Source organism: Fusicatenibacter saccharivorans (genome assembly GCF_015557635.1).
GTDB classification, from domain to species: Bacteria; Bacillota; Clostridia; order Lachnospirales; family Lachnospiraceae; genus Fusicatenibacter; species Fusicatenibacter saccharivorans.
Map to the genome: position 1 here is coordinate 28,727 of NZ_JADNOP010000016.1, position 15,199 is coordinate 43,925.

Below are 15,199 nucleotides of genomic sequence, written 5' to 3' on the forward strand. Positions count from 1 at the left end.
AGCTTCCCGCCATATTCGCTTCCATTTTGCATGGCTCTGAATCCTCTTTTATTTCTCGCCTTTTTTCAAAAACGGAACAAACGGTTTTCCATCTCCTTCATAGAACCGGCTGAACATCTCGTAATACTCCAGACGCAGTACCTGGATCGCTACCAGCAGTGCCTCAAGGCAGGCAACGAAGACATTTCCGAGAACAATAACCGGCCAGCTGATGCTGCCGCCGCCTGTTGCTCCGCCGAGCATCAGGACAACCTCCATCATAGCCGCATGGCTGACTGCATATGCGCCGACACGGACAAAGGAAATTGTGTTGGAGAAGTAGCTCAAAAGCACATCGAAGAGTTCGAAGAATGCCTGTACAAAGAACATTCCCTTTCCGGTCTCCGGAAATGCATTGCCCTTCTTCTCTACCATACGCTCCAGTGGCTCTTTTAAGAAGATCGCAAGAAGCGGAATACCGAACATGACTACCATCACGCCGACAGCCGGAGCTTTATGGCCGCTGAACAGGAGAACGAGTGTAACGGCAAGGGCTCCGTAGAAAATGAAGCCTGCCAGGGAGTTCTGGCTGAACAGAAGCTCGCCGAGCTTATGGTTTCTTGCTGCATTGATCATATGCAGAACCATTCCTGTCAGAATCATGAACATACCAAATGCAACCGCTGCGACAAATACGGTGTTCATCGAACCGATGAACGGAAGCGTTGTCATCGCTTCCTTCGGATGCAGCCAGAGGGCCGGTATGACATTCTCAAATCCGAAGAAGCTGCCGAACAAGAATCCGAAGATCACAGAGAATACCGCGCAGGTACTCATGATCGCTGCCAGATCCATCTTCTTGTAGTGGTACAGCAGTGCGCCGCCAATCAGCAGACACAGTCCCTGCCCTACATCGGCAAACATGATTCCGAAAATAAATGCATAGGTAAGTCCTACGATAATCGTAGGGTCAATTTCATTGTAATTTGGCAGTCCGTACATCTTCACGTACATCTCAAACGGACGGAAGATTTTCGGATTTTTCAGCTTTGTCGGCGGCTGACGCAGAACGTTGTTTGCATCATCCTCGATGAAGCAGAAGAGATTTGTGTCGTTTTCGATGTCCTTCTGGAAGGAAGCGGCATCTTTTTCCGACATCCAGCCGCACAGAATATAGAAGGTTTCCTTCTTGGATTTCGTGCAGGCTGCCAGGCGACGGACATCAAAGTTGCCGGAGAGCTGCTCTAACTGCTCTTTTGCTGCAACCAGATCCTCTGCGGAATCCGAAAGGCATTTTGCCAGTTTCCGTGAGCACTCGCTGAGTGCATCGTCTGTCTTTTTGATTTCTGCCTGAAGTGCTGCGTAAGCATCCTCCGGCGTTCCGCTGTACTCGTCCGGAACGTAGATTCTTTCGAAGTGCAGGGATGAGAATACGGCGTCCACTTTCGTGACCTGATCTCTTGGGCAGAAGTAAATGCCCCATACATACTGCTCATCGGAATGGCAGCGGTAGAATACCGTATCGCTGTTCTCATAGCAGTAGCTCTCAAATTTGTTGTAATACTCTTTTGTGATCTTTCCGAATCTGAATTTAATAAAGTGGAAATCCAGAATGGAGGAAAGATTGCAGTGCAGATCCTGGAACGGCTCGATTTTCTGTGCTTTTTCCATCAAGTCTTTCTTTTTTGCTTCCAGTTCTGTACGCTCCTGGTTCAACTGGCCAAGGGTGTGATCCAAACCATGGACACAGTTGATGGCATCTTCCAGGGAAAGTCTTTTCGTGGTGGTACGCTTCTCTTCCGGCAGAAGTGCTGTAAAATCTTCCGCCTGTTTTAAGGTCTCTTTGTATGGGTTGATCTGGATATACGGTGTGATATTCTGCATCGTAGACAGCTCCGTCAGAGCGTTTTCCAGATGTATCTCATATTTTGAGAGATAAGTGTTGACCACACGGTCAATGTCGGCTTTCGGCCCGGTGATGCTCAAAAATTTCATCTTGACAATCAATGAGTACACCTCCCCGTGTATTAAGTTTTTGCGATATGCTGCATTGCCTCGTCAGCGCTGATACGGTAACGTACGCACTCGAGTGCAATAATAAGCCGGTTTACCTCGTGCTCTTTGTGATAGAGGTATGAGTATATTGTGGCAACGGAATAAGGATCCTGTCTGGATTCACTGGAAAGTATGTGCTTCATAATGGCTGCATACATGGATTCCAGCGTATCGACCTTGAAGGAATCATACCGTTTCGCATAATAGGTTTGTTCCAGCAGCTGGGAAAATGCACTCATATTCTCGGCTTCTACCAGTGCCTTTACCACATCCTTTTTCAGCCGGTGATGAACCGGAATCAGCAGGGCGTAGATTTGTGCGCTGGTCATGTGATAATAGCGTTTGGAACGGTAGATCCACTGAAGGTTCAGCATGTCAAACTTGCTTCCCCATGCAGCGGTCAGCTCTTCCAGATCCCGCTTTGTCACTACTTTTGATCTGTCTTTCCACATCTGTGCAAAGTAATACAGATCCAGGGTCATCTCATAGTCGAACAGGGTCGGACGCTCGATATCCGCGAGCTGCGACAACGGGGCATAATATTCTGTCCCTTTCAGGTTCGCAATCAGTTCTTCGATCGTCCTGGAGGACGCCAGAAGATTGATGTCCAGCTGGGAATGCTTGTTAAAGAACTCGTCGAATATGGACAGGTTCAATACCACATCACGGTGATCAAATACCGTGTTCAGGCATTCTTTGATAACGGACACTTCGTATCGTTTGAAGTAGAGTGCAAGAAACTTTCTCTGCTCTACATTTGCAAAACGGTACAGCTTGGAAAAATCCCGGTACACCGTCAGGCGCAGCATTTTCTCGATCTGACCCCGGTGAAGGTCAGCTTCGTTGTAGCCCTCAAACAGATCCTCATAGCCTTTATGCTGCTTGAGGTAAGAAACTGCCTGCGGTACACTCTCCAGTTCCACGATTTCCCGAAAATTCTGGTCGTTTAAAAGATGGCTCTGCATGGCTCTTATCTTTGTGGTAAGGCCGCTGTAGGATAATAGACCGCTCATCGTTTCACTTCCTTATAATGTTTTCGTAAATCTGCGTGGACAGTGTTCCGTGATTCTGTTCGTAATAAGCGTCCAGTGAAGATAGAAGTTCGGCGGCAGAGTCCCGCTGCTTTTTCTGATCCGCATCTGTAGTAGAATGAAGTTTCGTTGTAATCTCTTCAATCCGCTTTGCCGTTTCTGCTTCCAGATCTGCATCGAATTTTGCAATCCGCTCTTCCTGCTGCTCATCCTGGAGCTTCTTCTGATTCTCGGCAGCCTGCATAATCTTAGTAGCAGCCGTTTCGATCTCTGCAAGTTTGTTAATTACAGATTCCATAGCATCGCTTTCCCTCCTTATGATATTTGCATAACAATCAAACCTGGTCCACTGACCAATTTTGATATACAGGGCAAAAAGTACAGGAGAAACTCCTGCATCTTTGCTGTTAGTATTCTACACCTTTTTTTCCAAAGTTGACATATTGAAATCGTAAAAAAAAGTGGGATTTCGATCGACTTTTTGATTAAAAATAGACAATGGGTCATATTTTTTCTTCCAATATCAATAGCCAAAAGATGGCCCCTCATATGATTTCGATATGGAACCAATCCGATTGTCATATTGCTGATAAGAAATGCTATGTGCAGGTTGATATTGTATACAGTATTTTGAAAACTTCGAAAATTTGAAAACGGGATTTTTCTGTTTTGCTTTTTCGGGAGCTATGATATACTAGATATGATTGGCTTTTATTCTAATATTTATCACTTAAGAAAGGAATTTTACGCATATGCGCCTTAGAAATATCAGAGGATCAAAAGATGTGATTGCTTCCTGTCCGTTCGTTGTGCAGGAACCGGAGAGCTGCCGGGGACGGTGGGTTGAGGTTTTTGGAAATGAAAATCCGATTCATATTGAGGTTGGAATGGGAAAAGGACGCTTCCTGATGGATATGGCGGTTCTGCATCCGGAGATCAACTACATTGGTATTGAGATGTACGACAGCGTACTGCTCCGCGCGGTACAGAAACGTGAAAAATTAGAAACAGAACTTAAAAACCTGTTTTTCATCCGCATGGACGCGCGCCAGCTTCCGGAAGTATTCGCAGAAGGCGAAGTTGACCGCATTTACCTCAACTTCTCCGATCCGTGGCCGAAGGACCGCCATGCGAAGCGGAGACTGACGTCGCATGAGTTTCTTGCACGGTACGAGAAGATTTTAAAGAAGGACGGAACACTGGAATTCAAAACCGATAATAAAGATCTGTTTGACTTCTCTCTTGAGGAGATGAAAAATGCAGAGGGATGGGAACTCACTGCATTCACATACGATCTGCACCACGATGTGGTTCTCTCAGAAGGAAATGTAATGACGGAATATGAGGAGAAGTTTTCCTCAATCGGAAACCCGATCTGTAAGATGGAGGCACGGTTTCTGTAGCGGAATGCTTTCGCAAATGATTTGATTCCCATCCAAAATACAAACCGGCAGCAGAACGGTCTCTTGAAAAGTAAGACCGCTCCGCTGCCGGTTTTTCTCTGTTTCTATCGCAATGTAAAAAAGTTGATACACAGACTTTTGGTATTTTGCTTGTAAAACAAGAAAAACACCGTCCCCGCAGCTCTCAGGTCTGCAAAAACAGTGCTTTCGATGCGCCTTCAGGGACTCGAACCCTGGACAAATAGATTAAGAGTCTACTGCTCTACCAACTGAGCTAAAGGCGCTTACTTTTGTTTTTCTGTGTTTCATTGGATGATCCACTCGCTGAACACAAATAAGATTATAAAGGATTCTGCCGAAAAAAGCAACCTTTTTTTCACTGTTTCTTTACTTTTGTTAAAAACAGCGAAAACAGGTCTTATAATTCTATTAAATTTCACAATTTTTTCGTATATTTCCGTTTGTTTCGACGACGGCTCCAATGGCAGCCGAACCTACTTCCGTTTCTTATCTTTCTTTTTCAAAAGCTTCTCCAGCTCCTGCATGGATTTCTGGATTTTATAAAGACAGCCGCTGCCGGCATATTTATTCTGATAGCAGAAATCCTGGAGTTTCTGCTGAAGGAAACCTGATTTTCTGATCAAACTTCTTCTCCGCTTTCCGGCGTACCGGACACGGGCACCGGAAAAGTTCTTTTTCTTCTATATTATACAGGGAATGTCAAAAATGACCAGAAAATAGCTTGTTTTAGCCATTGTTTTCCCATTTTCTTTCCGCTATAATACAGCAGAAACTACTATTTACTTTGGGGGAATTTTTATGAAAACACGAATGAATTTTAAGGATGAATTTTACCAGAAACTAAAACTCCTCGTCCTTCCGATTGCGATCCAGAATTTTATGCTGGCTCTCGTCAGCGCAACGGATGCGATCATGCTGGGCTGGATTGATCAGACTTCGTTGTCTGCTGTTTCACTGGCCGGACAGGTGCAGTTTGTTTTGAGCCTTTTTATCTCAGGCATCGCGGCGGGCGCCGGTATTATGGCAGCGCAGTACTGGGGGAAACAGGATGCCGCTTCGATCGAAAAAGTGATTCCGATCGCACTTCGCACCAACCTGCTGTTCTCCGGCCTGTTTACCATCCTTGCCGGTTTCTGTCCCGAAATGCTGATGCGCATCTTTACAAATGATGCGGCCCTGGTTGCAAGCGGAAGCCAGTATTTACGCGCTGTTGCACTCTCCTACGTACTCTGCGGTATTTCGCAGGTCTATCTGATCCTGCTGAAAAACACCGGTCATGCAGCAGTCAGCTCCCGCATCAGTTCCACTGCGGTTGTACTGAACATCATTTTAAATGCCATCCTCATCTACGGTCTTTGCGGTGCTCCGGCACTTGGGATCCGCGGAGCAGCTTATGCAACGGTAGCTGCCCGCGTTGTGGAACTGATCTGGGCTTATCTCGAGACAAAGAAACCGGAGCGTGTACGGATTCTCTGGAACCGCCTCTTCTCTTCCGCAGGGAAAATACTTTCAGAAGACTTCTGGCGCTACACGCTTCCCGTGCTTGCGGCCTCCCTCGTCTGGGGAATTGCCTACGTTCTGTACTCCGTTATCATGGGACATATGGGAAGCGATGCCGTTGCGGCAAACTCCATCACCTCGATTGCCAAGAGCCTCCTCTCCTGCCTGATCCGCGGTGTGAGCGGTGGTGCCGGGGTTCTGATCGGAAATCTGCTCGGCGCGAACGAGCTGGAAAAAGCCCGCGAGTATGGAGGACGTTTAAGCCATCTCTCCATTGCCATCGGCATTGTGACCGGCGGCCTGCTGATGCTCATTTCCCCAGCCATCGTTCATTTTGCCCCACTTTCCGATACCGCAGCCGAGTACCTGCAGTACATGCTTCTCTTCTGCGGTCTGAACCTGATGGCACAATCGGTCAACACCACCGTTCTCGACGGTATCTTTTGTGCCGGAGGCGATGCGAAATTTGATATGCAGGGAAACATCGGCGCTATGTGGTGCTTTTCTGTACCGCTTGGCTTTCTTGCCGCATTCTGGCTGAAGCTTCCGGTTATGGTGGTTTACTGCATTGTAAATCTCGATGAAATTGTAAAGCTTCCTGCCGTTTATCATCATTATAAAAAGTACATCTGGGTTCGCAATATTACCCGCGATGTCGAAGATTAATTCTCACATTATCTGCAGTCCCTGCCGCCGGCAGCTTCCACCGGATGCAATACCCAAAAAGCCTCTGAGGAAAGTCACATTCACACCGGACTTTTCTCAGAGGCTTTTGATTATTCCATTGATTGTTCCATTGATTATTTCATGGATGATTACATGGATTTTCTTTCCGCAATTTCTGCCATCTTCGCCTCGTTCAGACGGGTGTCGCCATGGACACGGCTGTAGGAAAGATAGCCGTTCATACGGTCAATCTTCGTCAGGTTCTTGGAACCGCAGACCGGGCAGACATCCATGTCGAGTTCCTGGTGGCCGCAGTCATCGCAGTAAGCCAGGGACAGGTTGACGCCCTCGTAGTAGCCGAGCTCCATTGCACGCTCGATCAGGGTCTTGATCGCACCTTTGTTGTAGCCAACCGGGTAGCGCACGTACTGGATTTTTCCGCCGTTGCAGAGCTCCCAGAAACGTCCCTCGAGATCCTGTTTCTGGATCGGGGTGATGTCCTCGGTTACGTGGCAGTGGAAACTGTTGCTCACATACGGGCGGTCCGAAACGTTGCGGACGATGCCGTACTGTTTGCGGAACTGCTCTATCTGCAGGCCGCACAGGGATTCTGCCGGTGTGCCGTAGATCGCATAGAGGATGCCGTCCTCTTTCTTAAACTCGGCAACCTTGTCGTTGATATATTTCAGCGTGTCGAGTGCAAACTGTCCGTCCTCAACAAGAGATTTTCCGTTGTAAAGCTCCTGCAGCTCGTTCAGCGCCGTGATACCGAACGATGCGGTCATCGGCTTTAACAGCGGGCGGATCTTGTCGGACGGTTTTAAGTGGCCGCCGTAGAAACCTCCCTCGCAGTAAGCCAGCGGGTTCGTGGATGCACGCATCTCGCCGAGGTAATCGTAGGTCCGTTTGTGCAGATCGCGGATCATCTCGAGGTAGAAGTCAAGCACTTCGTGGAAATCGCGGTTCTCGGAACGGGATTTTGCCAGGATCATCGGAAGATGAAGGGAAACGGCTCCGATGTTGAAACGTCCGACAAAGACCGGTTTGTCGTTCTCATCTGCCGGCTCCATGCCTCCGCGCTCGTACCACGGGCTAAGGAAAGCACGGCATCCCATCGGGCTGATGACTCTCTTGTATTTCTTGTACATCTCGGCGATGTAGCCCTCGCCGCTCATCGACAGCCAGTCCGGATACATCGTCTTGGAAGAACAGTCAAGTCCTGCCTCGAAGACATCTTCTGCGATGCCGCCCTCTCCGTGAATTGCCTTGTCATATAAGAAGACGATTTTCGGGAAGAGCACCGGCTTTTTGTGGCCTTTCTTGCCCTGTCCGTTTTTGTGGACCTCGAGAAGGGAGATGGAAATCATCTTCTCGAACATGCTCGTTCCAAGGCCGAGGGTCACGGTAACGAACGGATAATCACCGCGGGAAGAGCCGACAGTGTTCAGTTTATACTCAATTCCCTGCCATCCCTGATCGCACTCTCTTCTTACTTTGTCGATCGCATACTCGATGGCTTTCTCCTGTGCACCCTCCCAGGATGCGTCGGTATATTTCAGGAACTCTTTTACGTAGTAATCGTAGCTCTTCTGTGCGTACGGAGCAAGGATCTTGTCCACCTCCGGCACGGTAAAGCCGCCGTACTGCTGTGCAGCGGTGCTGAGGACGATATCGCCCATGACATCAAATGCGGTGTCGAGTGTCTTCGGCTCGTTGTACCAGACATTTCCCATCTCGAAGCCGCCTTTTAAAACGTTTCCGACATCGAACAGACAGCAGTTCATGGTATCGAGACGTGCGGACTGGTCGTGGATGTAGATGTAGCCGTCCTTACAGGCCTGCAGCTCGTTGCGGTTCATGAAGAACTTGCGGTACAGCTCTTTGTTCAGCTCGTTGAAAATCAGGCTTCGCTTCGTTGCAACGAGGGCGCTGTCGGTGTTGGCATTGCTCTTGTCGCCGATGTAGCGGATGGACTGGCTCTTCGTGTAGACCTCGTCCATCATATGGATAAAATCAGTTTTGTAATTGCGGTAATCGCGGTAGCTTTTTGCCACAGCCGGGTTTACTTTTTCGAGTGCTCCCTCCACGATATTGTGCATATCGCTGATCGGAATTTCGGTCTTTCCAAGAGAATATACGTGCTCAGTTGCGAACTTACAGATAAAGTCAATCTCCTGCTGTGAGAAGGTATACAGGATTCTCTGTGCGGATTTATTTACGGCACGGACGATCTTCTGCGCGTCGAATTCTTCTTTGGTTCCGTCCTTTTTGATAATATAAACCATTGTGGTGTCCTCCAAATCAAACACTATATCTTGTGTGTCCCCCACCCTTTTCTTGTAGCGGGTACCACATATTGTAGCATGTTTCTTTTGAAAAGAAAAGGCATTTCCTGTAAGTTTTTATTTTCAGAATATTGCATACTGCTCTTTCGTGCAGACAGAAATCTGCATTTTTCAAATTCGTTCTGCAAGCGTTCCTTCAAAAACGGTCTCGGCCGGGCCGGTCAGAAGGACCTTATTTTTCGTCCGGTCCCATGTAACGAAAAGCCTGCCGCCGCGCAGTTCTACGGCAGTTTCTCCCTCCGAAACACAGCCGGAAACCATCGCCGCGACGGCTGCCGCACACGCTCCCGTTCCGCAGGACAGCGTTTCACCGCTCCCACGTTCCCAGACTCTCATTTTTATTGTGTGTTGATCTAAAATCTGGATAAACTCTGTATTGATACGGTCCGGGAAGCAGGAAAGGTGTTCAAAAGCGGAACCGGTCTTTGCAATGGATATTTTTTCCACATCTTCCACCGGAATCACCGCATGCGGATTTCCCATCGAAAGGCAGGTCATCGTATAATTTTCCCCGCACACGGTAATTTTATGCTCCAGCACATATTCCCCCAGAGAAACAACGGGGATCTGTGCGGCGCGGAATTCCGGCGTTCCCATCTCCACTGTCACCTGACAGATCTCATTCGGATTCTCCCCCGTCTGCAGATGAATCACACGGTTTCCGCTGACGGTTTCGATAGTCAGCGTCGTTTTTCTCGTCATCCCATGCTCGTACACGTATTTTCCCACACAGCGGATGCCGTTGCCGCACATCGCGCCCTTCGAGCCGTCGGCGTTGTACATTTCCATCGAAAAATCTGCTGTTTTGGATGCCCCGATCAGAATCAACCCGTCCGCGCCGATGCCGAAATGGCGGTCACTTACCGCTTTTGCCAGCCGTCCCGGACTCTCCACCCGCTCCTCCATGGCATTTACATAGATATAATCATTTCCGCAGCCCTGCATTTTTGTAAAACGCATACACAGCCTCCTCCCAGACTTCTGCCCTTTCCAGTTCCTTACTAAATATGTATTCCGTACCGCGCTTTTGAAAAACCATTTTTCTCAAATCCGCTTCAGACATTGGAAAACGAAGCGGAATGTGATAGAATAGGGGGAACTGATATCGTTACTTACATGAAGTAACTTTCAAATATTTTTAACCATTTATTATGAGGAGGTTTGGATGAAAAAATACCGTTGGGTTTTAACAGCAGTATTTGCCGCTTTCCTCGTGGGAACGAGCGGCTGCGGAAAGAAAACAGAAACGATTCCGATCACAACCATCAGTCAGAGTACCGACGATGACGACCCCAAAGACAATCTGGCGGCCTCCGGCGATTCCGATGAGATTCCGGAATACGATGTGGATCTCTCGAAGAACCTGAACAGTTTTCAGCTTGCCATCTGGGGCGATACATACGAAATTCCGGAATCCTACGCGGATTTTACAGCGCTTGGCTGGGTCTACAGCGGCGACGACACAAAGGAAATCCAGCCGGAATCCTTCTCAGAGGGCGAAAGCTTTGAAAAGGACGGAAACCAGATTACCGTCGATATTGCCAATCCGGACACCACGGCAAAGCCAGTGGCGGAATGCCTGATCGGAGGCATTCACATCGATACCTCGACCGCTGAGGGCCAGAATATCTATGTCGGCCTGCCGAACGGCGTCACCCTGCAGCAGTCGCTGATGGAGGATGTGGAAAGCATCTACGGTGCGCCAAAGGACCGTTATGAGGCCGATACCTCTGTGCAGTTCACGTATGAGTACGGGCTGTACCAGACGATCACGCTCGGCTTCGATAACGAAACGGGAATTCTGTATTCCCTCGATATGCAGAACTTTACGACCACGGCTGATGCAGAAGCGCTCGATGGTGTCAGCGATGCCACAACACCGGAAGTGGAGGCCTACCAGGCACCGGAAGCCGACAGCAGTGAAATCAACGACTGGACCGTCCGCTTTGACGATGTACTCTATCATCTTCCCGTTCCGGTCAGTGAACTTCTGGACCACGACTGGACCGTCAATACGAAAGAGTCCGATACGGCCGTTTTAAACGGAAAATACGGCTACGTCACGCTGGAAAAGGGCGGTCAGAAACTTTACTGCACCGTACATAATTACGGCGCGGAGGCGACGACAGTGCGCAACTGTTTCGTTACTTCGCTGTACGGCGATCTCGATACGACAAAGATTCCGATTTCAATCACAAACGGCATCACGCTCGGCACTTCCGAGAGCGATTTTCTGACGAAGGCAGGGGATGCCAAATCAGAAAAAACGGAAAAAGAGGATAGTAACCTGACACTCTACACATTCTATAGTGATGACGAAAAGCTGGACTACACGGAAGTCGGCATCGACAACGATCTGAAGCTGGTACGCAGCATCAAGGTGGTTCACAACCAGCCGGAAGCGCCGGAAGAAGAAGCCCAAAAAACTTCCGCGGAAGATTCATCTTCCGTTTCCGACAGTCAGGAACCGTCCGAAACACCGGCTCCGTAACGATACTTTCAGAAAAATGGCTGCATGGCAGCTTACTACAGACGAAAACGAGGATTTTTATGGAAAACTTATACGACGTTATCATCATCGGCTCCGGCCCGGCGGGTCTTTCTGCCGCGATTTATGCGAAACGCGCAAAGCTCTCCTCTCTTACGATTGAGGCAAACTTTGCAAGCGGCGGCCAGGTGCTGAATACCTATGAAGTAGACAACTATCCCGGCCTTCCGGGCATCAGCGGCATGGATCTCGGAAGCACGCTGCGCGCACACGCTGAAAAAATGGGCGCGGAATTTTCCCGCGAGCGTGTGAAGGAGCTTGTTCTTGACGAAGAGATCAAGATTGTCCGCACAAGAAAAAATGAGTATCATGCCAGAACGGTCATTCTTGCAACCGGTGCGGAGCACCGCGCGTTAAATGTACCTGGTGAAAAGGAACTCTCCGGCATGGGCGTCTCTTACTGTGCAACGTGTGACGGCGCATTTTTCAAAGACAAAACCGTTGCCGTTATCGGCGGCGGCGATGTCGCCGTGGAGGATGCGATTTTCCTTGCCAGAACGTGCAAAAAGGTTTACGTGATCCACCGCCGCGATGAACTGCGGGCAGCCGGTGTTCTCCAGGATGCACTGCTGGCACTGCCGAATGTGGAAATGGTGTGGGATACGGTTGTGGATTCCATCGAGGGAAACGAGATGGTGTCCGGCGTGAAGGTAACGAACAAAAAGGCAGGGGAAGCCGGTATGATCACGGTAGACGGCGTGTTTATTGCCGTCGGCATCGTTCCGGTCTCCGCACTGATCGCAGGCACCGTAGAAACCGATGAGGCTGGCTACATCAAAGCCGGCGAAGACGGTGTGACGAGCGTGCCGGGCGTGTTCGCCGCAGGCGATGTCCGCACGAAGCAGCTCCGTCAGATCATCACGGCAGCCGCCGACGGCGCGAACTGTGTGACTTCGGTAGAGAAATATCTGATCAGCCACTGATGGCTTCTTTCGAATAGAATACAGCAAAAGCAGGCATTCTTCGTATTGTACGGAGAACTGCCTGCTTTTTTCTGTTTTTCCGTAGTTTCTGAAATCTGAAAAACCTTTCATGTCAGTCGTATAAAACTTTAAAACCTCTTTTGTCGAAATTGCACAAAGAAACCGGGGTTTTTCCACACGGGCCAATTTTATAAACATACCGTCCACAAGTTATCCACATAGTTAACCACCGAAAACATGCCTAAAAACAAGTTATACACCGAGTTATCCACATTATCCACGAAAAACGGTGTGGAAAGCATGTGTTTAAATCTCGCGAAATCAGAACGCGTGTTTTGGTCATAACAGAGAAAACCGTTATTTCGCCAAAAGATTTTACAAAGCACTTGACTTTTTAAGTGTCAATCTCTGTTGGTTTTTGACTTGAATTGTGTGAATTTTTCGTACAATTTAATATTACATTTTTCGTGTTCTTTTGCTGTTTTTACAATGGCTGCAAAAAGAAAATCTCCTGTTCGGAAAACGATTGTTTCGTTCCCAGACAGGAGATTTTGATTGGATTTTTCTTTGTTTTACTCTGCCAGCTTTCCAAGCCGCTTTGCTTCTGCCCTCAGCTCTTCGATCCGGCGGTTGCACATGCCCACCGGGACGCCGGTGTCGATGACACGTTCACAGCTCTTCATCAGCTCGCAGGCGCGGGCAAATGCCTCGTCGCTGATCTCCTGGAACGGTGCTTCGGTTACCGTCTCCATCGCCAGAATGCGGGCGAGCTGGTAATCGATATCGTTCGTATACAGGACGCCTGCCGCAAACGGGACATTTTCCTTCTGCAGTTTCCGGAACACCGGGATTCCCGTTCCGCCGCCTGCGAGGACAAAGACGCGCGGTGTTCCCTCCGGCCGCGGCAGCTCGATGCTTCCGAAGCACGGGTCAAACGAACCATTGTCAATCTCGTACAGTTCGCGGATGATATCCTCGCGGAAAATTGTCTCCGGTGCGCCGAAATGGGAAATAGCATCGCCCTTGACGCAGATGATCTTATCTGAAATTTTCTGTGCCAGATCGATCTCATGCAGCGACATGATGACGGTGATGCCCTTCTCCTTTGCCATGCGGCGCAGAATCGCGAGCAGTTCCAGCTTGTGGCGGATATCGAGGAAAGAAGTCGGCTCGTCGAGGATGATGACCTCCGGCTCCTGACAGATCGCACGCGCAAGAAGCACTCTCTGGCGCTGGCCGTCGCTGATGGCGTTGAAATCGCGGCCGCCGAGCTCTTCGGCATGAACGGCGCGCATCGCCTTCTCGACCTTCTCCTCATCCTCGCGGGTCAGCATGCCGAGCCGTCCGGTGTACGGATAGCGGCCCGTTGCCACGATATCGTGGCAGGTCATCAGCTCCGGCTTCATGCGCTCCGTCAGCACAACGGCCATCTTCGTGGACAACTCACGGAACGAAAGCTCATGCAGGTTTTTCCCGTCAAACTCCACATTTCCGCCGACCAGCTTTAACTGGCGGGTGATGCTTTTCAGAATCGTTGATTTACCGGAACCGTTCGGTCCGATCAGCGTAACGATCTCGCCTTTTTCGATGCCGATGCAGATATCTTTGATCAGCGGCTTCTTATCATAGCCGACCGTCAGGTGGTCCAGATGAAAATAATATTCATTCATATTCTCTTACCCCCTTTTCCGGCGCAGCATCATGAAAATGACGACCGGCGCACCAAAGATCGATGTGACCGTACTGATGGACAGCTCCAGCGGTGCAAACGCCATACGCGCGATCAGGTCGCACATCATACAGAAGACGGCTCCGCCGAGGAACGTTCCCGGGATTACGACGAGCGGACGCGATGTGCCGAGGCTCTGTTTGACGAGGAACGGGACGGCAATGCCGACAAACGAAATCGGACCGGCAAATGCGGTGACGCATGCGGAGAGAATACTCGAAAGCAGAATCAGCGCGATGCGGAATACTTTGATGTTGACACCCATGCTCTGCGCATACGCCTCACCGAGCTGATATGCACCGATCGGTTTTGCCATCAGGAACGTGATGACAAAGGTGATGCCGATCACAGCCGCAGAGATCGCTACGTTGCTCCAGCTCATGCCGGAGAAGCTTCCCTGTGACCAGCCGTGGAGGTTGACGATATCGGAATCCTCCGCGAAGGTGACAACAAAATCCGTGACCGCCGAGCAGATGTAACCGATCATAATACCGCCGACGAGAAGTCCTGCCATATTTTTGATCCGTCGGGACATCAGCAGAATGAAGCCGACGGAGAGAAGGGATCCTAAGAATGCTGCAACAATCATCGTGTAAGATGTGATATTGCGCGCCCACTCCAGATAAAAGATCATGGTCAGCGCCACGACCATTTTGGCTCCCGAGGAAATTCCAAGAACAAACGGACCGGCAATCGGGTTTTCAAAGAAAGTCTGTAAAAGGAAGCCCGACAGGGACAGAGCACCGCCCAGGATTGCCGCCATCAGAATACGCGGAAGGCGGATTTTCCAGATAATATTGTACTCTTTCCCCTCTCCGGTCCGCCGCAGCAGAATCCGGAAAATTTCCGGAATCGAAATATTTACGTTTCCGGAATTGATATTCAGCACGGTGATGGCAGCGAACGCCAGAATCAGCACCAGAAACACAGCGGCATACCGCGAACGGCGCCGGAAGTTTTCCATATGGAAACTGTTCTCTTTTCCTGTCATATTTTTTT

12 protein-coding genes and 1 tRNA gene are annotated in these 15,199 nt (G+C 49.4%); 4 read left to right on the forward strand and 9 right to left on the reverse strand.

Translation table 11 applies throughout. The annotated features are described in order from the left end of the window. Positions 1–48 precede the first annotated feature (48 nt). From I2G42_RS13080 to I2G42_RS13090, 3 genes are read right to left on the reverse strand one after another with little or no spacing between them, the layout of a single operon-like run. On the reverse strand, positions 49–1,995 hold the full coding sequence (locus I2G42_RS13080; RefSeq protein WP_373142148.1) for a V-type ATP synthase subunit I: 1,947 nt from the start codon (positions 1,993–1,995) through the stop codon (positions 49–51). A gap of 11 nt (positions 1,996–2,006) precedes the next feature. Beyond that, positions 2,007–3,047 carry a V0D/AC39 family V-type ATPase subunit gene (locus I2G42_RS13085; RefSeq protein ID WP_022461690.1) on the reverse strand — a complete coding sequence of 347 codons (1,041 nt, stop codon included), beginning with the start codon at positions 3,045–3,047 and terminating at the stop codon, positions 2,007–2,009. A gap of 4 nt (positions 3,048–3,051) precedes the next feature. Beyond that, positions 3,052–3,363, reverse strand: coding sequence for a hypothetical protein (locus tag I2G42_RS13090; RefSeq protein ID WP_022461691.1), 312 nt, complete (start codon positions 3,361–3,363; stop codon positions 3,052–3,054). Between the two features lie 454 nt (positions 3,364–3,817). On the opposite strand from I2G42_RS13090, the gene trmB reads away from it, so the two are divergent. After that, complete coding sequence (trmB, locus tag I2G42_RS13095) at positions 3,818–4,468, forward strand: tRNA (guanosine(46)-N7)-methyltransferase TrmB (RefSeq protein ID WP_195531138.1); 651 nt, start codon at positions 3,818–3,820, stop codon at positions 4,466–4,468. A 211-nt stretch (positions 4,469–4,679) separates the two neighbouring features. Here the strand turns inward: trmB and I2G42_RS13100 are convergent. Both I2G42_RS13100 and I2G42_RS13105 read right to left on the reverse strand, forming a co-directional pair. Next, a tRNA-Lys gene (locus tag I2G42_RS13100) sits at positions 4,680–4,752 on the reverse strand. Between the two features lie 210 nt (positions 4,753–4,962). Continuing rightward, positions 4,963–5,112, reverse strand: a complete 150-nt coding sequence (locus I2G42_RS13105; protein WP_156327623.1) for a hypothetical protein — start codon at positions 5,110–5,112, stop codon at positions 4,963–4,965. Between the two features lie 175 nt (positions 5,113–5,287). Here I2G42_RS13105 and I2G42_RS13110 point away from each other — a divergent pair, with 175 nt between their 5' ends. Beyond that, positions 5,288–6,655 carry an MATE family efflux transporter gene (locus I2G42_RS13110; RefSeq protein ID WP_118640757.1) on the forward strand — a complete coding sequence of 456 codons (1,368 nt, stop codon included), beginning with the start codon at positions 5,288–5,290 and terminating at the stop codon, positions 6,653–6,655. A 149-nt stretch (positions 6,656–6,804) separates the two neighbouring features. Here I2G42_RS13110 and nrdD read toward each other — a convergent pair whose 3' ends face one another. Both nrdD and dapF read right to left on the reverse strand, forming a co-directional pair. Next, the gene (gene nrdD / locus I2G42_RS13115; protein WP_022461695.1) at positions 6,805–8,940 is read right to left on the reverse strand and encodes an anaerobic ribonucleoside-triphosphate reductase; all 2,136 of its coding nucleotides are present in this window, start codon (positions 8,938–8,940) and stop codon (positions 6,805–6,807) included. Positions 8,941–9,111: 171 nt separating this feature from the next. Further along, positions 9,112–9,960: a diaminopimelate epimerase gene (dapF, locus tag I2G42_RS13120; RefSeq protein ID WP_195531139.1), complete on the reverse strand. Its 849-nt coding sequence runs from the start codon at positions 9,958–9,960 to the stop codon at positions 9,112–9,114. A 205-nt stretch (positions 9,961–10,165) separates the two neighbouring features. Between dapF and I2G42_RS13125 the strand changes: the two genes are divergently transcribed. Beyond that, on the forward strand, positions 10,166–11,491 hold the full coding sequence (locus tag I2G42_RS13125) for a hypothetical protein (RefSeq protein WP_195531140.1): 1,326 nt from the start codon (positions 10,166–10,168) through the stop codon (positions 11,489–11,491). Positions 11,492–11,550: 59 nt separating this feature from the next. After that, positions 11,551–12,471 carry a thioredoxin-disulfide reductase gene (trxB, locus tag I2G42_RS13130; protein WP_118601130.1) on the forward strand — a complete coding sequence of 307 codons (921 nt, stop codon included), beginning with the start codon at positions 11,551–11,553 and terminating at the stop codon, positions 12,469–12,471. A gap of 572 nt (positions 12,472–13,043) precedes the next feature. Here the strand turns inward: trxB and I2G42_RS13135 are convergent. Together I2G42_RS13135 and I2G42_RS13140 are read right to left on the reverse strand one after the other, a co-directional pair. Then, on the reverse strand, positions 13,044–14,141 hold the full coding sequence (locus I2G42_RS13135; protein ID WP_055220215.1) for an ABC transporter ATP-binding protein: 1,098 nt from the start codon (positions 14,139–14,141) through the stop codon (positions 13,044–13,046). A 6-nt stretch (positions 14,142–14,147) separates the two neighbouring features. Continuing rightward, positions 14,148–15,164: a FecCD family ABC transporter permease gene (locus tag I2G42_RS13140; RefSeq protein ID WP_082424646.1), complete on the reverse strand. Its 1,017-nt coding sequence runs from the start codon at positions 15,162–15,164 to the stop codon at positions 14,148–14,150. Positions 15,165–15,199 lie beyond the last annotated feature (35 nt).